Annotated in this window: 18 protein-coding genes; all 18 read left to right on the forward strand. The window is 70.1% G+C overall.

The window, feature by feature from the left end:
• Positions 1 to 373 precede the first annotated feature (373 nt).
• Genes CFB43_RS36055 through CFB43_RS36140 form a run of 18 tightly spaced genes read left to right on the forward strand, consistent with a single transcriptional unit; the run spans position 374 to position 19,741 of the window.
• On the forward strand, positions 374 to 2,137 hold the full coding sequence (locus tag CFB43_RS36055; protein ID WP_256990196.1) for a fatty acyl-AMP ligase: 1,764 nt from the start codon (positions 374 to 376) through the stop codon (positions 2,135 to 2,137).
• Complete coding sequence (locus CFB43_RS36060) at positions 2,134 to 2,844, forward strand: ABC transporter ATP-binding protein (protein WP_089498822.1); 711 nt, start codon at positions 2,134 to 2,136, stop codon at positions 2,842 to 2,844. The genes CFB43_RS36055 and CFB43_RS36060 overlap by 4 nt, the downstream gene beginning before the upstream one ends.
• A complete protein-coding gene (locus CFB43_RS36065; protein ID WP_089498823.1) occupies positions 2,816 to 4,033 on the forward strand; it encodes an ABC transporter permease in 1,218 nt (405 codons plus the stop codon). Before CFB43_RS36060 ends, CFB43_RS36065 begins: the two co-directional genes overlap by 29 nt.
• Complete coding sequence (locus tag CFB43_RS36070; RefSeq protein WP_089498824.1) at positions 4,030 to 4,770, forward strand: outer membrane lipoprotein-sorting protein; 741 nt, start codon at positions 4,030 to 4,032, stop codon at positions 4,768 to 4,770. The genes CFB43_RS36065 and CFB43_RS36070 overlap by 4 nt, the downstream gene beginning before the upstream one ends.
• On the forward strand, positions 4,760 to 6,079 hold the full coding sequence (locus CFB43_RS36075; RefSeq protein ID WP_089498825.1) for a hypothetical protein: 1,320 nt from the start codon (positions 4,760 to 4,762) through the stop codon (positions 6,077 to 6,079). The genes CFB43_RS36070 and CFB43_RS36075 overlap by 11 nt, the downstream gene beginning before the upstream one ends.
• A 15-nt stretch (positions 6,080 to 6,094) precedes the next feature.
• On the forward strand, positions 6,095 to 7,204 hold the full coding sequence (locus tag CFB43_RS36080; protein WP_089498826.1) for a hypothetical protein: 1,110 nt from the start codon (positions 6,095 to 6,097) through the stop codon (positions 7,202 to 7,204).
• A gap of 58 nt (positions 7,205 to 7,262) precedes the next feature.
• On the forward strand, positions 7,263 to 7,517 hold the full coding sequence (locus CFB43_RS36085; protein WP_011350104.1) for an acyl carrier protein: 255 nt from the start codon (positions 7,263 to 7,265) through the stop codon (positions 7,515 to 7,517).
• Positions 7,518 to 7,524: 7 nt separating this feature from the next.
• Complete coding sequence (locus CFB43_RS36090; RefSeq protein ID WP_089498827.1) at positions 7,525 to 8,409, forward strand: hypothetical protein; 885 nt, start codon at positions 7,525 to 7,527, stop codon at positions 8,407 to 8,409.
• Position 8,410: 1 nt separating this feature from the next.
• Complete coding sequence (locus CFB43_RS36095) at positions 8,411 to 9,034, forward strand: hypothetical protein (protein WP_089498828.1); 624 nt, start codon at positions 8,411 to 8,413, stop codon at positions 9,032 to 9,034.
• 1 nt (position 9,035) lies between these two features.
• Positions 9,036 to 10,019 (forward strand): ferritin-like domain-containing protein, encoded by a 984-nt coding sequence (locus CFB43_RS36100; protein ID WP_179254980.1) that lies wholly within the window; start codon positions 9,036 to 9,038, stop codon positions 10,017 to 10,019.
• A gap of 3 nt (positions 10,020 to 10,022) precedes the next feature.
• A complete protein-coding gene (locus CFB43_RS36105; protein WP_089498829.1) occupies positions 10,023 to 11,006 on the forward strand; it encodes a ketoacyl-ACP synthase III family protein in 984 nt (327 codons plus the stop codon).
• Entirely contained in the window at positions 10,996 to 12,171 is a 1,176-nt protein-coding gene (locus tag CFB43_RS36110; protein ID WP_089498830.1) for a PLP-dependent decarboxylase, read from the forward strand. Before CFB43_RS36105 ends, CFB43_RS36110 begins: the two co-directional genes overlap by 11 nt.
• A gap of 24 nt (positions 12,172 to 12,195) precedes the next feature.
• Positions 12,196 to 13,770 carry an acyl-CoA ligase (AMP-forming), exosortase A system-associated gene (locus CFB43_RS36115; protein ID WP_089498831.1) on the forward strand — a complete coding sequence of 525 codons (1,575 nt, stop codon included), beginning with the start codon at positions 12,196 to 12,198 and terminating at the stop codon, positions 13,768 to 13,770.
• The gene (locus CFB43_RS36120; RefSeq protein WP_089498832.1) at positions 13,767 to 14,858 is read left to right on the forward strand and encodes a hypothetical protein; all 1,092 of its coding nucleotides are present in this window, start codon (positions 13,767 to 13,769) and stop codon (positions 14,856 to 14,858) included. The genes CFB43_RS36115 and CFB43_RS36120 overlap by 4 nt, the downstream gene beginning before the upstream one ends.
• Positions 14,858 to 16,708: an acyl-CoA dehydrogenase gene (locus tag CFB43_RS36125; RefSeq protein ID WP_179254981.1), complete on the forward strand. Its 1,851-nt coding sequence runs from the start codon at positions 14,858 to 14,860 to the stop codon at positions 16,706 to 16,708. Before CFB43_RS36120 ends, CFB43_RS36125 begins: the two co-directional genes overlap by 1 nt.
• Before the next feature lies 1 nt (position 16,709).
• Complete coding sequence (locus CFB43_RS36130; protein ID WP_089498834.1) at positions 16,710 to 17,966, forward strand: citrate/2-methylcitrate synthase; 1,257 nt, start codon at positions 16,710 to 16,712, stop codon at positions 17,964 to 17,966.
• Between the two features lie 35 nt (positions 17,967 to 18,001).
• The gene (locus tag CFB43_RS36135; RefSeq protein WP_039347774.1) at positions 18,002 to 18,664 is read left to right on the forward strand and encodes a class I SAM-dependent methyltransferase; all 663 of its coding nucleotides are present in this window, start codon (positions 18,002 to 18,004) and stop codon (positions 18,662 to 18,664) included.
• Between the two features lie 3 nt (positions 18,665 to 18,667).
• Complete coding sequence (locus CFB43_RS36140) at positions 18,668 to 19,741, forward strand: TauD/TfdA family dioxygenase (protein ID WP_089498835.1); 1,074 nt, start codon at positions 18,668 to 18,670, stop codon at positions 19,739 to 19,741.
• Positions 19,742 to 19,746: the final 5 nt, after the last annotated feature.

Here is a 19,746-nt window from a genome sequence, read left to right on the forward strand (position 1 = left end):
CAAAATGCTCTCCTTGGCCGGACCCTGCCCGGCACGATGACGCGGCGACACTGGCGCGCTGCCGGGTTGCAATTCTTCTGTGTGTCGATGCTTCGGACAAACGAATTTTCCGAACGCATTGCATGACGCCCGCGCATGAGCGCACCACATCGTGAACTAGACGACCGGTCGAATGCGTACCGACCATTCACCTCGCACGGGCTCGCACGTATACACACATGGCAGTGCCGAGTGGATGCGTGCCGCTCATGCATAGCCTGCAAATATTCCGTTTGTCGTGCCATGTCGATCCGGCAAGAATCCCCCTCACTCGACGAACGGCGCCGCCGGCACCGTGGCGCGAGCGGCCGTGTTCCTCAAGGGGAGAATCCTCGTGACGAAGTGCGCATCCACCATTCATCGCCTCATCGAATCGCTCGAGGACGTCCCGGGCGCCATGCATCGCATGACGTTCGTCGACGACGCCGGCAACGAGGCGAGCATCACGTACCGGCGCTTCGCGGAAGAAGTGTTTCGCCAGGCCGGCGCGCTGCGCGAACTCGACGTGCGCGAGAACGACATGGTGATGCTGGCCTTGCCCGCGTCGGTCGAGCATGCGGTCGCGATGATGGCCTGCGTGATGACGGGCGCACTGCCCTGCACCGTGCCCGTTCCCGCGCGCCGCGCCACCACCGGGCGCCAGGTGATCGACGTGGCATGCGAGCTGTACCGGCCGCGCCTCGTCATCGCCGCGGATGCGCAGGCCGCCGCATGGCGCGACGATGCGTTTCCCGCTTCGTCCACGCGCGTCGTCGATCTCGACACGCTGTCGCTCGTCGCGGATGCCGGTGCGCGCGCGCTGATCAGCGCGAAGCATGGCCGCGATCCGCATCATGTCCAGCTCACGTCCGGCTCGACATCGCATCCGAAGGCCGCGGTGCTCAGCCACGAGAACGTGATCGCGAACGTGCTCGGCATCGGTGGGTCGGTGCGTTTCGACATTGCGGCCGGCGACGGCACCGCGTCGTGGCTGCCGCTTTATCACGACATGGGGCTGCTCACGCTGCTGTCGAACCTGCATTACCGTGCGCCGCTGCTGATGATGCAGCCGAACAGCTTCATCCGGAATCCGCTCGGCTGGTTGAAGCGCATCGCGTCGGCGCGCGCGACGACGACATCGGTGCCGACCTTCGCGCTGCGCTACTGCGTGCGCCGTTTCAATGCCGCCGCGATGGAAGGCGTCGATCTTTCCGCGTGCCGCAACATCTTCATCGGCGGCGAACGCGTGGACGACGCGACGCTGCGCGACTTCGCCGCGACGTTCGCGCCGTACGGTCTCGCGGCATCGGCGCTGCAGCCGTGCTACGGGATGGCCGAATCGACGCTCGCGGTATCGATGCATCGTGCGTGGCACGACGGCGCCGTTGACGGCGCGCCGTACGTGATCGCCGACACGCTCGACCGTCGCGCGCTGATCGAGCGCCGCGACGCGCAACCGGCCGCCGCGAACGACGGCGCCGACACCGACACCGAAACCGTGCTCGCGATGGGCACGCCGATCGAGGGCATGGCGTTCCGGATCCTCGACGACGGCGACCACGCGCTGGCGAATCGCGCGGTCGGCGAAGTCGCGATCCGCGGCACGTCGGTGATGCTCGGCTACCTGAATCCCGACGACGGCTCGATCGCCGCGCCGCTGACGGCCGACGGCTGGTTCCGCACCGGCGACATCGGCTACGTCGCGGATGGCCAGCTGCATATCCTCGGGCGCAAGAAGGAAGTCATCATCATTCGCGGCAGCAACTACTTCCCGCATGAAATCGAGGAGGCGTTGGCCGCCCATCGCACGCTGCGCAAGAGCACCTGCATCGCGTTCGGGCTGCCCGATCCGGAGACGGGCACCGAGCGGCTGGTCGTCGCGATCGAGGCGCGGCCCGTCGATGCGACGCCGCAGACGCGCGCCGAGTGCCAGCAGCTGCTCGCCTCCCGGATCGGCTTCGCCGCGCAGGATCTGTGCTTCGTCGAACCCGGCTCGCTGCCGCGCACGACGAGCGGCAAGCTGCAGCGCCTGAAGTGCCGCGACCTCTATGCGAGCGGCGCGCTGTCCGTGATCCACGTGACGGCCGCCGCCGAAGCCGGCCAGGGAGCGTACGCATGACGACCGCCACGCTCACGCCGGTGCTCGAACTGCGCGACGTCTCGCGCGTGTACGAGGGCGCGGGCCGCGTCGTCGCGGTACGCGGCGCGACGATCTCGATCGGCCGGCGCGACGTCGTCGCGCTCGTCGGCCCGTCGGGCAGCGGCAAGAGCACGTTGCTCAACCTGGCCGGCTTTCTCGACGTGCCGAGCAGCGGCGAACGCTGGCTCGAAGGCCGCCGGATCGACGATGCGCCGGACACGCTCGAACGGATTCGCCGCGAGCGCATCGGCTTCGTGTTCCAGCAGTTCAACCTGATTCCGGTGATGTCCGCGCTCGAGAACGTCGAGCTCGGCTGCTTCGCATGGGGCACGCCTCGCACACGGCGCGAGCGCGCCCGCGCGATGCTCGACGCGGTAGGGCTCGCCGCGCGCGAACGCCATCGCCCCGGCGAGCTGTCCGGCGGCGAGCAGCAGCGGGTCGCGCTGGCCCGCGCGCTCGCCAAGGAGCCGGCGATCGTGATCGCGGACGAGCCGACCGCCAGCCTCGACAGCACCAACGCACGGGCGGTGGCCGAGCTGATCCTCGACACCAACCGCACGCTGGGCACCACCTTTCTGATTGCGTCGCACGACGATCGTCTGTGCGCGCACCTGCCGCGCCGCATCGAGATGCGCGACGGCGTACCGGGAGTGAATCGTGAACTGGTCGACGTTTGCGTGGCGTAACCTCTGGCGCAACAAGCGCCGCACCGTGCTGACGATGGCGATGATCGGCGTCGCCGCGTTCGCGTCGAGCCTCGCGCTCGGCTACGTGATCGCGACTTTCGACGCGGTGCGTGAAGGGTCGATCGACAGCGGCGTCGGCCACATGCAGGTGCTGCACCACGGCTATCTCGACCTGATCGGCGAGCGTCCGCTGCAGTACGGGCTCACCGCCGACGAGCAGGCCACCGCGACGCACGCGATCGCGGCGTTGCCCGGTGTCGCGACCACCGCGCGCGGCATCGACTTCGACGGGCTGATCTCGAACGGCGATCTCAGCTACGGCTTCGTCGGCGAAGGCATCGAGCCGAACCGCGAGCCGCCCGGCTTCTTCGACTATCACACGGTGCTGTCGGGCCGCTACCTGTCGCCAACGAATCCCGGCACCGAGGTCGTCGTCGGCGCGGAACTCGCGCGCAAGCTCGGCGTACACGTCGGCTCGGTCGTGCAGTTGATGGCGTCGACCGCGCACGGCGGCATCAACGCGACCGATGCGCAGATCGTCGGCGTGATGAGCACCGGCAACAAGGACGTCGATGAGCGGATCGTCAACGTGACGTTCACGGCCGCGCAGGCGCTGCTGCGCACCGACCGCGCGTCGCGCATCGCGGTGTTCCTGTCGGACACCGCGCACACGCCGGCCGCCGCCGCGACGCTGCGCGCCGCGCTGCCCGCGCTCGACGTGAAGACCTGGGACCAGCTCGTGTCGCTCTATCACCAGGTCGTCGCGCTGTACAAGAACCAGTTCTCGGTGTTCGGCGCGATTCTCTGCCTGACGATCCTGCTGTCGATGAGCAACTGGATCCTGATGAGCATCGTCGAGCGCCGCCGCGAGATCTCGACGCTGCGTGCGCTCGGCGTGCCGGCCACGACGGTGCGCGGCGTGCTGATCCAGGAGACCGCCTTCCTCGGCCTGCTCGGCGCCGCCGCCGGCATCGCGGTGGCGCTGCTGACGATGCTCGCGCTCAATCACGCGCAGATCCATCTGCCGCCGCCGCCGGGCCGCGTGAAGTCGATCCTGCTCGCATTCACGGTCTCGCCGGCCGCCGTGGCCGCCGTCGAAGGCGCGTTCGTCGTGCTCGGGGTGGCCGCCGCGCTGCTCGCGACGCTCGGCCTCGCCAAACGCAACATCCTCGAAGGACTCGCCCCATGATTCGCATTCGCCACCTGGCCGCCGCGCTCGTCGTGTGCGCGCCGCTCGTGCATGCCGCCGACGCCCCGACGGCCCAGACCATGCTTGCCCGTGCCGACGCGTACCGCAGCACGGCCGCCGATACGCAGACGAACATCCAGATCACGAACGAAGTGGGCGGGCAGTCCGGCGACGCGACGCGCTACCTCGTCTATACGCGCGGCAACGGCGACACGCTCGCGCTGACGCGCAGCGGCGAGAACGACGGCCAGAAATACCTCGCGACGACGCGCGGCCACTGGTTCTACGTGCCGAACACGCGCAGCGCGGTGCGCATCAACGGGATGCAGCGGCTGCAGGGCGAGGTCGTGATCAGCGACATCACGCGCACGCACTGGGCGGACAGCTATCGCGCATCGGCCGCGCCGGGCGCGACGACGATTGCCGGCAAGCCGGCCACCGAGCTCGACCTGACCGCGACCGATCCCGACAACGTCTACCCGACGATCAAGCTGTGGGTCACACCCGACACCGACGTGCCGGTGCGCGCGCAGTTCTTCCTCGCGAGCGGCCTGCTGTTCCGCAGCGCCGATTTCTCCGCGCCGGTCGATGCGAACGGGCGCAAGGTGATCCGCAAGATCACCTATCGCAACGAGATCGAAAAGCAGCGCGCGAGCGTCGTCGACATCCTCGACGGCCAGCCGCGCAAGATTCCGTCGGGCTGGTTCAATCCCGACACGCTTGCCGATGGCCAGTGACCACGCCGCCCATGTCGACGCCCATCGTGACCGCCTCCGTCCATCATCCGGCCGCATCTGGCCCGCCGCCGCACTCGCCGTCCCGCTTGCGCTCGGCTGCACGCTCGCGCACGGAGAATCGCTGATGGAACAGTTGAGCACGCTGAACGGCATCGCGTACGCACGCACCGTCGACAGCATGGACGGGCACGCGCTGCTAGGCAACCTGATCGGCGACCAGCCGCGCAACCTGCAGGAAGCGGGCCTGCTCGCGCGCATCGACGGCGAGAACCTGTTCATGAACGCCCGTGCCGTGGCCAGCAACCACTCGCTCGGCGCGCAGGCCACCCGCTTCAACGAGGCCGGCGTGCGCTACGCATTCGACAACGGCATCACGCTCACCGCCGGCAAGCGGATCGATCCGCTCGATACGTCGCAGGCGTTCTTCCCGCTCGGATTCTTCCAGAAGCGGGCCGCGACGGCCGACATCTACGACCGCTACGGCGACGTCGAAGGCACGCCGCTCGTCGAAGCGAAATGGGCCGGCGAACAGACCACGCTGCAGTTCATCGCCGGGGAAAACCGCACGCTGCGCAGCGACGTCGACAACCGCGACGTGCAGGGCGCGACGCAGCTCGTGCGCGGTGCGTACAACTGGTCGGGCGGCTCGGCCGCGTTGCTCGCCGGCCGGCATGCGGGCCACGGCGGCGCCGGCGCGACGCTGTCGTTCGACGTCGCGCGCTCGAACACCGTCTATGCGAGCGCGTGGCTCGAGCGCGGCACGACGCGCCCGCTGCCGGCCTTCATTGCGAACGGCACGCCGCTCGATTCCCCGGCCGCGTACGACGCAGTCGATCGCCGCAACGATCGCCAGATCATGTGGCGCAGCGCGGTCGGCATGCAGAGCGCACTGCCCGGCAACTTCTCGCTGATCGTCGAGTGGTCGCACGACGAGGCGCGCTACGACGCGAACCAGTGGCGCCAGATGGTCAATGCGGTCCGCATGAACAACGCGCTGCTGCCCGTCGCACCCGGCGCCGCACTGGGCGGACTCGGCGGCACGGCCGATTTCGTGAGCGTCGACGGCAACCTGCGCGACTACCTGTTCGCGCGGCTCGGCAAGAAGATCGGCCGCGTCGAGTATTCGCTGCGCGGCGTCTATTCGCCGCAGGACAAGGGCCTGCTCGCGATCGCGCAAGTCGTCGCCGATGTGAACAAGCGCGTGAGCGTCGATGTCGCGGTCACCCGCGCGTTCTCCGACAGCAACTCCGAGTACCGGATGGTCGGTCTCGGTACCCGTATCGACGCCGCCGTGCGCGTGCGCTTCTGACAGGAACCCTGCCCCATGTCCACGCTTTCCGCTCCCGCTTCGTCCGCCGCCCCGCTCGCGCCCGCGCCGCTGCTGCTGCGCGTGGCCGACCAGGCCGCGTATCCGGTGCTGCGCCACTTCGACACGATCGCGTCGCTCGGCACGCCGCCGCGCGCGGCCGCCCGGCTCGTCGAAGCCGCTGCCGTGCGGCTGCTCGACAGCGAGATGGTGATCGCGCTGCATGCCGCCACGCCGGACGTGCTGCCCGATTCGTCCGCGTCGACGCCGCTGCGGCACGACGAAGCGCCGCTCACCGAAGCACTGCTCGAACAGATCGGCCGCGAAGGGTTTCATCACCTGTTCAAACCGTTCATGCGCGCGTTCATCCGCATCATGTTCGGGCTGTTCTTCTCCGACGACCAGAACCGTCGTGCGTGCGACTGCATCGACAGCGGCCACAACTTCGCGTTCCTGATGAGCGACGGCGGCGGCCCGACGCTCGCCGCATGGCGCACGGTCGTGCGCAGCGACGACAACGGCCTCGCGCTCACCGTCGACAAGGTATGGGGCATCGAGGCGCATCGCGACTGCATGGCGGTGGTCGCCGCGCGGTTGCCGGGCGTGATGTTCCCGGCCGCCTACCTCGTGTGGCCCGACGAGTACCGCAAGCTGAAGCGCACGACCTGCGGCGCGCCGTTCCTCGCCGGCAACCTGCAGCTCGCGAACGTCGGCGGCCAGGTGCGCGCGCATGCCGAAGACCGCCTGCGCATCGGCGGCCCGACCGTGTTCAACAAGTACCTGACCGTCGTGCGCCCCTACTTCGTCCGCGCGCTGATGGCGCACGTCGGGTGGCTCGCGCAAACGGGCCGCATCGAACTCGATGCCGACGCGCGCGCCGTCCACCGGTTCATCGCGGACGCCGCGCGCAGCCAGACCGACGACGCGCACTACAGCTTCGGCAAGGTGCAGCGCGTGCTCGCGATCAAGCTGCTGTCGAACGAATTCCTGACCGCGCTCGTGCGCGACGGCAGGGTGGCGACTTTCGACGACCAGCGCGACCTGCTGGCGTTTTCGAAGATGGAAGGCAGTTCGTACCGTTGTTATCACGAGCTTCGCAAGAGCCTGCGCTGCGAAGCCGGCAGTTGACCCACGCGACAGGCCGATCGATCCCGATCAACCCACTTCATTATCAGGAGCTCCTCTCATGACGACCCAGAACGTTCCGGCCGACGCGCTCGACATCCTGTCCCGCGAAGTCGCGAAGATCCTCAACGTCGAGACCGTCGACACCGACGCCGGCATCGGCGAACTCGGCATCGATTCGCTGAACATCGTCGAGCTGATCGTGTTCTGCGAACAGCTCTACGGCTCGATCGACCCGGAAGCGCTGAACATCACGCAGTACACGACGCTGCAGCAGCTCGACGCGCAACTGCGCCGCCAGCAGCACGCCGCCTGACACGACGATGCTCGCGCCCCTTGCGACCGTGGCGGCCCCCGCCGCCCAGCCGGCCCCGGCGACCGCGCTGACCGTGCAGGCGCTCGCGTACCGGCGCGTCGCGCCGTCACGCGACGGCGCGGCCGTGCCGCTCGACGACACGGCCCGCGCGATCGGCACGCTCGCGTGCGCCGAACGCGAGCGGCTGTGCGGCGCGGTCGGCGCGGACGACTACGTGGTCAGCTCGACGATCCTGTCGATGCTGCTGATGAACGACTCACCGCAGCATCGCGTGTTCGCGCAGGCACTGGCCGGCGCGAACGACTACGCGCCCGACTGGATGACCTGCTCTTACGAATGCGCGGGCTGGGGCTACGTATTGCGCCGCTCGCTCGCCACCGCGGCCGAAACCGGGCCGCGCACGCTGCTGCTGCAGATCGTCGACATCGACGTGCACGGCTACACGTACTGGCACGGCAACCCCGCCTGGGGACGCTCGGGCTTCGGCGTGTGCACGCTGCTCGTCGATGTCGGCCGCGAAGCGGCGCCGTCCATGACGTCGGTGCTGGCCGATGCCGCGCCGCCGGCCAGCGCGGTCGTGCGGCTGGGCCGCGACATCCGCACCTTCTGCGCGGCCCGCCCCGGCTTGCACGCGGCGCTGCCGTTCTTTCCGGCGACGTCGCGCCGTGCGCTGCTCGCGTCGGTCGGCAAGACGCCGCTGCTGCCGGACGGCCATGGGCAGTTCGGTCATGCGTTCGGCAGCGATCCGTGGCTGTCGGTGCTGCTCGCGCATCGCGACGGCGACACGCCGCGCCGCGCGGCCGTCTGCTCGCTCGCGCTGAACGGCTATTACGCGATCGCCGACGTTGCGTTCGCGCCGGACGCGACGTTTTCTCTCGACGACGAGGCGTGACATGGTGCGACCCGTTCACTTCACCTACCGGATCGAGCGCGACGCGCGGCAGCCGGTCGCGGTCACCGCGAGCGCGTACCGGATGCCGCTCGACACGCCGGCCGACTATGCGCGCGCCGCGCTCGCGGAAAGCGCCGGCGACGTGTACGACGCCGGCGATGCACTCGGCGGCGATCGCCGCGTGTTGCTCGATCATGTCCAGTACTTTGCATTCCTAGCCGAAATCACGGCGCGGATCCGCAATGAAGTGCATCCGGACGCACGCGTATTCATCGAAGTCTGCGCGCCGTATTTCGGCGCGCTGCCGGCCGAACTGCTCGCGCCGCACGTGCTGCTTGGCGTGCACCTGTACGACGAAGCGTTGCGCGATGCCGCGCGCGGCGCACCCGTCGTGTGGATCGGCGACCGGATCCTGCGCGACGCGGAGTTCGCCGGCGACAACCGCGTGTGCTGCGCGATCTGGCCCGCGCGGCTCGCCGACGCCTTCGACGCGCAATTGCGCGGCGCATGGCCGGCGTATGCGATCCGCCTCGACCCGCACCCGGCCGCCCCGCGCGCCGCCGCCACGACGCTTACCGATTCCGCCCATCATTCCGGCGCCGCCGCGCGGCCGGGGAGACCTTGAAATGACTGACACGCTCACCGTAATGCAGGACACGGCCGACATCCGCTGGTCGATGCCCGTCGACGCCCTGATGTCGAACGACTACGCCCTGCGCGAAGAGGCGCTGAACCGGTTGTACGAAAAGGCGAAGGCCGCACAGTGGGACGTCGCGACCGACGTCGACTGGAGCCACGATCTCGATCCGGCGAACCCGCTCGGCATGCCCGACCCGACGCTGCTGATCTATGGCACCGAGCTGTGGGGCAAGCTGTCGGACACCGACAAGCGCGAGGTGCGCCATCACGCGCAGGGCTGGCTGCTCTCGCAGATCCTGCACGGCGAGCAGGCCGCGCTGATCTGCGCATCGAAGCTCGCGTCGGCCGAGAACGGCCTGAGCGCGCGGCTGTGCGCGGCCGCGCAGATGATGGACGAAGCGCGCCACGTCGAGGCGTACGCGAAGCTCGTCAACGAGAAGCTCGACGTCAGCTACCCGATGAGCCGTTCGCTGAAGGGGCTGCTGCACGACACGATCACGAGCAGCGCGCTCGACATGACGAACCTCGGGATGCAGGTGCTCGTCGAGGGCATCGCGCTGTCGATCTTCCAGAGTGTGGTCGCGTACAGCACCGATCCGTTCATCAAGGACCTGTTCGTGCGGATCCAGCGCGACGAATCGCGCCACTTCGCGGTCGGCCGGATCACGCTGTGCCGCGTGTATGCGGAGATGAGCGCGGTCGAGCTGCGCGAGCGCGAGGAGTTCGTCTGCGAAGGCGCGGCCGTGCTGTACGAGCATCTGTGCGCGGACGACATCTGGGAACCGATGGGGCTGTCGAAGCGCGAATGCAGCGCGATGGTGCGCGAGTCGCCGGTCTCCAGCTCGATCCGCCGCTCGATCTTCCGGCGCTTGGTGCCGACGATCCGCGAGATGGGCCTGCTCACGCCGACCGTGCAGGCGACCTTCGACAAACTCGACGTCCTCGACTACGCGGCGATGCCGCTCAACTGAACCATGACGACGACCTCCTCCCAAGCGTCACGCGATTTCTGGATCGGCATCGACGCGGTGGCCTACGAGCTGCCGGGCCTGCCCGTCGACATCGAGGCCTGGGCCGCCGAGCGCGACTACCCGGCGCAGCGGGCCGCGGCGATCGCGCAGTCGGGCAGCCGCTATTTCCACATGGCGCTCGACACGAGCGAGACCGACCTCGCGATCGCGGCGGCCGGCCGCCTGCTCGACACCGCGCGCGTGCATCCGTCCGACATCGGCGCGATCGTGCACGTGCACACGCAGCAGTTCAGCGTGCCGCCCGCGCCGCGCAGCCTGCCGCACGAGCTGGCCGCGCAGCTCGGCATCGAGCCGCTGTGGCTCGGCTCGGTCGCGCAGCTGAACTGCGTGTCGGTCGCGGCCGGCATCGAGACGGTGCGCGCGCTGATGCGCCGCTATCCGCAGCTCGACGCGGCGCTCGTCGTGTCGTCCGACCGCGTGTACGGCGAGGATTACCGGATGCGCCAGATGACGGGCGTGCAGTGCGACGGCGCGGCCGCGATGCTGATCGCGCGCAACAGCACGAAGAACCGGCTCGGCGGCATCGCGATCGAGACGCATGCGAAATGGCATCGCGGCTCGGACACCGTCGCCGCGAACGAGGCCGACCTGATCATGATGGAGTGGCCGTACACCCGCAAGGCGATCGATGCGGCGGTCGCGCTCGAGCCGTACGCGCTCGACGCATACGAACTCGTGCTGCCGCACAACGCCGACCTGCCCGGCTGGAACGCGCTGTGCCGTGCGATGCGCGTGCCGGCCGAGCGGCTCTATGCGGAAAACATCCATGCGCGCGGCCATGCGTGCTGTTCGGATTTCCCGATCAACCTGGCCGACGTCGGGCTCGACGCGGTCGCGCGCGGCCAGCGCGTGCTCGGCGTGATGCAGTCGAACTGCGGCGCGTACGCGGCCGCCACGCTCCATCCGGTGGGCCGCCATGACGCCTGAGCGCCCGCTTCCGCCCGCCGGCGACCACGCGTGGATCGCCGACCTGCGCACGCCGTGCTACGTGTACGAGCCGGAAGTCGCGATCGCGCGCTACCGGTCGCTGAAAGCGCGGCTCGGCACGCGGCTGATCGTGTCGCTGAAGGCGAACCCGAACCAGGACATGCTCGCGCGCTGCGCGCATGCGTACGAGGATGGCGTCGAACTCGCGAGCCGCGGCGAACTCGACGCGGTGATCGGCCGGATCAAGACGCCGCGCTACCTGAACAACCCGTCGATGGACGAGATGTTCATGCGCGCCGGGCTCGCGTCGCGCTGCCATTTCGTGCTCGACAACCCGGACGCGGTCGCGCGCTTCGCGCCGCTGGCGCGCGAGGCGGCGGCCGGCGGCAGCACGCCGGGCGCCGTGCTGCTACGCGTGAATGCCGGCGCGCTGGCCGGCGACGATGCGCGCGCGCTGTGGCACGACCACTTCGGGATGACGCCGAACGAGGCGCACGACGCGGTGCGCACGCTCGCCGCTGCCGGTTTGCCGGTGGCCGGGCTGCACGTGTTCTCCGGCCCGCATTCGTTCGTCCGCCAGGACGCGACGCAGCCCGACACGCTCGTGCTGCCCGAGCGGCTCGCGGCGCTCGCCCGCGATCTCGCGCCCGCCAACGGCGCGCCGCTCACGTCGCTGAGTCTCGGCGGCGGTTTTGCCGACGATCACCCGGGCGATGCCGCGTTCGAGCGCTATGCGACTGCGCTCGCGCCGCTGGCCGGCCAGTACTCGCTCGCGCATGAATCGGGCCGCGCGATCTTCGCCGATGCGGGCGTGTTCGCGACGCGCGTCGTCGCGGTCAAGACGTGGCAGGACCGCACGATCGCCGTCTGCGACGGCGGGCTGTCGCATGCGTTCCTGCTGGCGCAGACCGAATCGGTGATGCGCCGGCTGGCCGCGCCGTCGCTCGTGCGCCGCACTGCGGAGCCGCCGGTACGCGGCGTGCCGACGATCTACGTCGGCAGCACCTGCAGCCGCGCGGACGTGATCGGCCGCGACGACATGGGCGCCCCGCCGCAGGTCGGCGACATCGCCGTGTTCGCGCGCTGCGGCGCGTATCACCGCACGTACTCGATGGCGCATTTCCTGTCCCACGAAGCCGCGCACGTGTACGTGCGGCCCGCTTAGACCCACCTGAGAGAGAAGCCGATCATGAACGCCCTGATCAGCGTCGCCGACCTGCTCGAACACGGCGCCGCGCGCTGGCCGCAGCATCCCGCGTATGCCGACGGCGGCGGCACGATGACTTACGAACAACTCGCACGCGCGGTCCGCCGCGCGGCCGCCGCGCTCGCGTCACGCGGCGTGCAGCCCGGCGAGCGCGTCGCCATCTACGCGCCGAAACGCATCGAAACCGTGGTCGCGATGCTCGCGGCCAACGCGCTCGGCGCGATCTTCGTGCCGGTCAATCCGCAGTTGAAGGAAGCGCAGATCGAACACATCGTCACCGACAGCGGCGCGGCGCTGTTCATGACCGGCGCGCAGCGGTTGAAGCGCCTGCCGGCGCTCGCCGCGCTCGTCGGCGAACGCGCGATGCTGATCGAGGAACTGGCCGACGCGATCCACGCGCCCGGCACGGATTCACCGGCACCGGCCCCCGCCGGCCGGCCGGTGGACGACGATCCCGCCGCGCTGCTCTACACGTCCGGCTCGACCGGCAAGCCGAAAGGCGTGGTCGTGTCGCATCGCAACCTCGTGTCGGGTGCATTCAGCGTCGCCGCGTACCAGGGGCTGGCCGACGACGACGTCGTGCTCGGCGTGCTGCCGCTCAGCTTCGACGCGGGCCTGAGCCAGCTCACGACCGCGCTGGCCGCCGGCGCGTGCTACGCACCGCTCGACTTCCTGCAGCCGGCCGAAGTGCCGCGCCATTGCGACGCGTTCGGCGTGACGTCGATCACCGGCGTGCCGCCGTTGTGGATGCAGCTCGCGTCCGCCGGCTGGAGCGACACGGCGCGCACGCGGATCCGCCGCTTCGCGAACACCGGCGGCCATCTCGCGACGCCGCTGCTGCACCGCCTGCAGGCGGTGTTCACGAACGCCGCGCCGTACCTGATGTACGGGCTGACCGAAGCGTTCCGCTCGACCTACCTGCCCCCGGGCGACGCGGCACTGCGCCCGACGTCGATCGGCAAGGCTGTACCGAACGCCGAGATCCTCGTGCTGCGCGCGGACGGCAGCGAATGCGCGGCCGACGAACCCGGCGAACTCGTGCATCGCGGCGCGTTCGTCACGCTCGGCTACTGGAACCGGCCCGAGCTGACCGCGCAGCGCTTTCGCCCGCTGCCGCGCCGGCACGGCGAGATCCCGCGCGCCGACGTCGCCGTGTGGTCCGGCGACATCGTGCGTCGCGATGTGGACGGCTACCTGTATTTCGTCGCGCGCGGCGACGACATGATCAAGACGTCCGGCTATCGCGTGAGCCCGACCGAAGTCGAGGACGTGCTGTTCGCACTGCCCCATATCCGCGAGGCGGCCGTGTTCGGCGTGCCGCATGCATCGCTCGGCGAGGCGATCGCCGCATGCGTCGTGTCGACGCTCGATGCCGAAGCATGCCGCGCCGACATCGCGCGCGCCTGCCGCGACGCGTTGCCGACCTACATGAGCCCGCTCGTCGTCGAGCCGCTGCCGGCGTTGCCGCGCAACCCGAACGGCAAGATCGACCGCCCCGCGCTGAAAAACCAGTATCGCGATGCGTTCGCGCCCACGAACGAGGAGACCGCCGCATGACCCTGTCGACGCTCGATGAAACCTGCCTCGGCGCGCGCCGCATCGCCGAGCCCGGCACGCTGGCCCTGTCGGGCGGCGTCGTGGTGCTGCCGCCCGCCGTCGTGTTCAGCGCGATCCAGGCGCAGGAACGCCATCCCGGCTACCGGCACCTGCTGCTGCCGCAGGCGCGCTTCGCGCGGCCGCGCGGAATGGGCGCACTGACGCCCGACGAAGGCACGCGCCTCGCGCCGGGCGGCCGGCCCACGCTGCGGGTCGCGCCGCCCGGGCGCAGCCTCGCCGATCTCGCCGCCGACGCGGCGCTCGACCTTCGCGACCAGCTCGGCTCCGGGCAACTGGCCCGCACGACCCACGTGATCGTCGCGAGCTGCGCGCTCAACGAAGGGATCGGCGATTCGGTCGTCGGCCGCATGCAGTACGAGCTCGGGCTGCAGCGCGTGACGCCGTTCGCGCTCGGCCAGAACGGCACGCTCGGCTGGTATTCGGCGCTGATGCTGCTCGACGGGCTGCTCGACGAAGGCGACCAGGCGCTCGTGATCCTCAGCGACAAGTGGCTCTACCCGTTCTTCCGCCAGTTCGGCGACCTGGTCGGCTACGGCGACGCGGCCGCCGCGCTGCTCGTGTCGCGCGCCGGCCCGGCGCCCGAGCCGGCCGACTGGGGCGGCGTGCGGTCCGTCGCGATGGAATTCGGGCCGTCGATCGCCGATCCGTGGGCCGACGCGCCCGGCACATTGCGCGACGCGCTCGCGCCGGTCGCCGCGCGTGCGATCCGCCGCGCGCTCGACCTGGCCGGGCTGCGCGCCGGCGAGATCGACTGGTGCGTGCCGCCCGGCTTCGATCCGGGCTTCGCGGCGCGCGTGGCCGACGCCGCGTCGATCCCGGTCGCCGCCCGCATCCAGCATGAAGCGGCCGGCCACCTGTCGTCGGCCGAATCGGCCGCTGCGCTGATCCGGCTCGCCGGCGCACTCGACGAAGGCGAGCGCCGCACGGTGCTCGTGTGGGATGCGGCGCTGCATGGCGCGGCGGCGGCAGCCGTCGTCGACCTCGCCGGCGGCCTCGATGCCGCGCTCGATATCGAAGGAGACGCGTGATGAGCGCCTACAAGGTGAGCCTGCGCGAGCTGCGCTTCTTTCTGTGGGAACTGTTCGAAGCCGACAAGCGGTTCCTCGCGGAACACGGCCTGTACGGCACGCACGACCGCGCATCGATCGACGCGCTGCTCGAACGCGCACGCGATTTCGCGCTCGACCTCGGGCGCAGCTACCAGCAGGCGGACGTCGAGGGCTGCACGCTGCTCGACGACGGCCAGGTGCGCATTCCGTCGCATTTCCACGCGCTGTGGGCGCGCTTTCGCGACGAATGGTCGAACACGCTGTTCGGCACCGCGCACGGGCTGCCGCCGATCGTCACGCAGATGATCTACGAGATGTTCATGGGCGCGAACCCGTCGTTCATGACGTACGGCGGCTTCACGCGCCCCGCGATCAAGCTGCTGCAGATGCACGGCACGCCGCATCAGAAGGCGCTGATCGCACCGCTCGAGGCGTACCGCTGGGATGCCTGCTTCTGCGCGACCGAACCGCAGGCCGGCACCGACCTCACCGCGGTCGCGCTGCGCGCGACGCCGCTCGAACGCGACCTCTACGCGATCGACGGCGAGAAGGTCTACATCTCGGCCGGCATGCACGAGCTGACCGAGAACACGCTGTATTTCGTGCTCGGCCGCATCGACACCGCGTCGCCGGACTCGTTCTCGCTGTCGTGCCTCGTCGTGCCGCGCTTCTGGCCGGACGAGGAGACGGGCGAGCTGCAGTCGAACCATGTCGACTGCATCGGGCTGCCGCGCAAGATGGGGCTCAAGGGCTGCGCGAACACGCACCTCGTATTCGGTTCGAACGGCACGACCAAAGGCTGGCTGCTCGGCGGCCGGCGCAACGTCGGCCTGTTGCAGTTGATGCCGCTGATGAACCAGGCACGGATGAGCACCGGGATGTTCGGCGTCGGCGTCGCGTCGAGCGCGTACCTGCATGCGGTCGAGTATGCGGGCCGCCGGCTGCAGGGCCGGCCGATCGAACGCGCGTCGAACACCCACGCGGCGCGCGTGGCGATCGTCGAGCACGCGGACGTGCAGCGCATGCTGGTCGACATGAAGAGCCGCGTCGACGGCTGCCGCGGCCTGCTCGGCAAGCTCGCCGCGACCGCCACGCGCGCGGCGATGCTCGAAGCGACGCCCGACGCCGACCCGGCCGAGATCGAGCGCCACCGCAAGCTGCAGCTGCTGCTGACGCCGATCTGCAAGGCGTTCATCTCCGACCAGGCATGGCGGATCTGCGAAACCGCGATCCAGGTGCACGGCGGGCTCGGCTATACCGATGCGAGCCCCGTCGAACAGAACGCGCGCGACGTGAAGATCCTGTCGATCTGGGAAGGCACGAACTACATCCAGGCACAGGACCTCGTGCGCGACAAGCTCGGCTTCGGCCGCCATTCGCGGCTGATCCAGTACTACCGCGACGAACTCGACGTGTTCCTCGCGCGCCAGCATCACACCGGCACGCATGCGGAGCTGCGCCCGCTGTTCGATACGCTGCGCACGGGCGCCGACCGGATCGCCACCGCGCTCGACGACATCGCGCGCGACGTGCAGGACGGTCACACGCACCGCAGCAGCCAGTTCTACACGCGCTTTCTCGAGATGTTCGGCGTCGTCACGTCGGCGTGGGTGCTGCTCGAATCGGCGACGATCGCCGCGCGCCGGCTCGACGCGCCGGACACCGCCGACACGCCGGCCGAACTCGCGTTCTATCGCGGCAAGCTGAAAAGCGCGCGCTATTACTTCGCGAACGTGCTGCCCGTGGTGGACCAGCACGCAGCCGTGATCGCTGCGATGGCGCATGCGGCGATCAGCGTCAGCAGCGACGAACTCGCGCAGGTGGAATGACATGGAGACGACGCTCGATTCCGGTACGACCGCTTCGACTGCCGCAACCACCTCGGCGGGCGAAGCGCCACGCAACCTGCTCGGCCGCCCCGCGACGCGCCATCGCGGCACCGACATCGACGGCGCGACGCTCGAACCTGAAGCGCTGCGCGTGCGCGATCTCGACCTGAACGCGCTGATCGGCGGGACGACGTTCGAAGGCGCGCTCGCGCACCTGTGGTTCGACGTCGCGCCCGGCAGCGCCGCGCATCGCGCACACGAAGCGGCAATCGGCACGCGGCTCGCGGCGTTCGCCGATGCACTGGCACCCGGGAGTGCCGCGCAATCCGTCGCCGCGGATCTCGGCGCGGCGGGTGTCGCGCCGGTGTTTGCCACGGCGTCCGGCCTGCTGCGCGGCTTCGACGACGTGACGGCCCGCATGCATGGCGACGCGCCGGACGACGCCGATCTCGACACGATGCTGCTGTGCGCGGCCGCCGCGCCGTTCCTGCTGCACGCGGCGATCGAAGGCCGCCCGTTCGCCGCACGCCATGAAGCAGCCTGTGGATCTTTGGACGGTGCGACGACACAAGCCCAACGCATGCTCATGCTGACCGGCGCGACGCGCAACGACGCAGCGGCTCAAGCGGCGATGGACATGCTGCTCGTCGCGTGGCACGCCGGCTTCGGCTACATCACGCCGACCGTGCTCGCGCCGCGGATCGCGATCGGCACCGGCGTCACGCTCACGCAGGCGATCGCGTCCGGTTTCCTCGCGAGCGGGCCGTCGCACGTCGGCGCGGCGCTCGAAGCGATGCAGTGGCTCGCCGCGCTCGTGCAGTCGGTGCCGGGCGGCACCGGCGCACCGCCTGCCGCGCTCGACGCAACCGGGCGCGCGGCGATCGACGCCACGCTCGACGCGAAACGCACGCTGTACGGCTTCGGCCATCCGCTGTTCGTCGCGGATCCGCGTCCGCCGCACATGCGCGCGCGGTTCGCGGCGCAAGGCTTCGATGGCGCCTACATGACGCTGTTCGACGCGTGCTGCGCGCAAGCCGACGCCCGCCGCGCGTTGCGCCCGAACATCGATTTCCTGACGGCCGCGACGCTGCTCGAACTCGGTGTCGCCGCGCCGTCATGGGGCGTCGGCGTCGGGCTCGGCGCGCGCATCGCGGCGATGGCCGCGCATGCGGTCGAGCGGCGTCGCCGCCCGTCTTTCGGCGTCAACAGCGCGACCGCGCGACGGCTGCTGGCCGCCGTGCCGGTCGGCTGGCTGTGAACCCTCATCCCTCCGCACTCCGCAAAAGGACCGTCATGCTGCTCAAGAACCTGCGCCCGGCGAACGACTACGATCGCTTCGCCACCGAAACGCTCGAACCGTGGGACCTGCTGTTCATCAGCCGCATCCGCCAGCTCGCCCGCGGAATGACGCCCGGCGTGATCGCCGACATCGGCACGGCCACCGGCGTCGTGCCGGTGCGGCTCGCGACCGACCCGGCGATGCGCGGCTGGCGCTACGTCGGCATCGACCTCGATCCGGCGATGCTCGACGAAGGCCGCCCGCGCATCCACGAACTCGATCTCGACGACACGATCGAGATGCGCGTCGGCGATGCGCTGGCACTCCCGTTCGACGACGGCACGCTGACGATGGCCGTCGGCCGCGCGACGCTGCACCACCTGCCGGACAAGGCATTGAGCCTCACCGAGATGTATCGCGTGCTGGAACCGGGCGGCATCGCGCTCGTGCACGACATGCGCCGCGACGCGCCGCAGCACCTGCTCGACCGCTTCACCGAGATGCGCGCCGCCGCCGACTATCCGCCGACCCACGTCGAGGAAAAGATCACGCTCGACGAAGCGCATGCGCTCGTCGCCGAAGCCGGTCTCGCGGCAGTCGCGTCGATCTACAGCCCGAGCGCCGGGCTCGGCGCGCTCGGCTTCGAGATCCTGCTGAAGAAACCGGCGCTGGCCTGAGTGATGACCGACCTCGCCTTCCTCGCCGCGCACGCCGCCGTGCGGCTCGGTGCCGACGACGTGCACTGCGCGGCGGTCGCGCCCGGCGCGACGCTGCCGCTGTGCGTGACGCCGCGCAGCGCCGAACTCGCGACCTCGCCGGAGATGTTCGTCGCGTGGTACCGCTCGCGGCTCGACACGATCGACACGCTGCTCGACGCGTGCGGCGCGCTGCTGTGGCGCGGCTTCGCGGTGCCCGACACCGCCGCGTTCGGCCAGCTCGGTGCGCTGTATCCACCGCACGCGAACGGCTATACGGCCGGCGCCGCGCCGCGCAAGCAGATCGACGGCCAGGTGTACGAGTCGACCCGCATGCCGCCGCCGTTCAAGATCGGGCTGCACCAGGAGATGGCCTACATGCCCGCGTTTCCGCGCCTCGTCGCGTTCTATTGCCGGCAGCCGGCCGACGCGGGCGGCGAGACGCCGATCTGCGACATGCGCCGCGTGACGGCGCGCGTGCCGGCCGCACTGCGCGAACGGTTCGCCGAACGCGGCGTGATGTACCTGCGCAATTTCGCGGCGCCCGGCGCGCGCGCGGACAGCCTCGCCGCCCATCCGGGCATGCCGTTCGCCGAATACCACCGGCCGTGGGACGACGCGTTCGGCACGACCGAGCGCGACGAGGTCGAGCGGCTGTGCGCGGAGCGCGGCGTCGGCTGCCGCTGGCTCGACGACGGCAGCGTGACGGTGTCGCACGTCGGCAGCGCGCTGCGCACGCATCCGCGCACCGGCGAAACCGTGTGGTTCAACCAGGCGAGCGCGCAGCACCCGAACCCGCGCTCGATGGGCGAGCTCAGCTACCGCTACCTGCAGCGCATGTACGCCGGGCGCGCGGCGTTCCCGTACGAGATCCGCTATGGCGACGGGTCGCCGATGCCGTTCGACGATCTCGTCGCGATCTACGACGCGTTCGACGACGAGGAGCGCGCGTTCCCGTGGCAGGCCGGCGACGTGCTCGTCGTCGACAACATGCTGGTCGCGCACGGCCGCAACCCGTACCGGGGCGCGCGCGACACGCAGGTCATGCTGTTCGACTGACAGGA

The organism is Burkholderia sp. AU15512 (assembly GCF_002223325.1).
Taxonomy (GTDB): Bacteria; Pseudomonadota; Gammaproteobacteria; order Burkholderiales; family Burkholderiaceae; genus Burkholderia.

Coding starts and splice junctions, on each gene's coding strand:
- CFB43_RS36060 (WP_089498822.1), top strand. CDS start 2,134: ATGACGACCGCCACGCTCACGCCGGTGCTCGAACTGCGCGACGTCTCG.
- CFB43_RS36070 (WP_089498824.1), top strand. CDS start 4,030: ATGATTCGCATTCGCCACCTGGCCGCCGCGCTCGTCGTGTGCGCGCCG.
- CFB43_RS36075 (WP_089498825.1), top strand. CDS start 4,760: ATGGCCAGTGACCACGCCGCCCATGTCGACGCCCATCGTGACCGCCTC.
- CFB43_RS36080 (WP_089498826.1), top strand. CDS start 6,095: ATGTCCACGCTTTCCGCTCCCGCTTCGTCCGCCGCCCCGCTCGCGCCC.
- CFB43_RS36085 (WP_011350104.1), top strand. CDS start 7,263: ATGACGACCCAGAACGTTCCGGCCGACGCGCTCGACATCCTGTCCCGC.
- CFB43_RS36090 (WP_089498827.1), top strand. CDS start 7,525: ATGCTCGCGCCCCTTGCGACCGTGGCGGCCCCCGCCGCCCAGCCGGCC.
- CFB43_RS36095 (WP_089498828.1), top strand. CDS start 8,411: ATGGTGCGACCCGTTCACTTCACCTACCGGATCGAGCGCGACGCGCGG.
- CFB43_RS36100 (WP_179254980.1), top strand. CDS start 9,036: ATGACTGACACGCTCACCGTAATGCAGGACACGGCCGACATCCGCTGG.
- CFB43_RS36105 (WP_089498829.1), top strand. CDS start 10,023: ATGACGACGACCTCCTCCCAAGCGTCACGCGATTTCTGGATCGGCATC.
- CFB43_RS36110 (WP_089498830.1), top strand. CDS start 10,996: ATGACGCCTGAGCGCCCGCTTCCGCCCGCCGGCGACCACGCGTGGATC.
- CFB43_RS36115 (WP_089498831.1), top strand. CDS start 12,196: ATGAACGCCCTGATCAGCGTCGCCGACCTGCTCGAACACGGCGCCGCG.
- CFB43_RS36120 (WP_089498832.1), top strand. CDS start 13,767: ATGACCCTGTCGACGCTCGATGAAACCTGCCTCGGCGCGCGCCGCATC.
- CFB43_RS36125 (WP_179254981.1), top strand. CDS start 14,858: ATGAGCGCCTACAAGGTGAGCCTGCGCGAGCTGCGCTTCTTTCTGTGG.
- CFB43_RS36130 (WP_089498834.1), top strand. CDS start 16,710: ATGGAGACGACGCTCGATTCCGGTACGACCGCTTCGACTGCCGCAACC.
- CFB43_RS36135 (WP_039347774.1), top strand. CDS start 18,002: ATGCTGCTCAAGAACCTGCGCCCGGCGAACGACTACGATCGCTTCGCC.
- CFB43_RS36140 (WP_089498835.1), top strand. CDS start 18,668: ATGACCGACCTCGCCTTCCTCGCCGCGCACGCCGCCGTGCGGCTCGGT.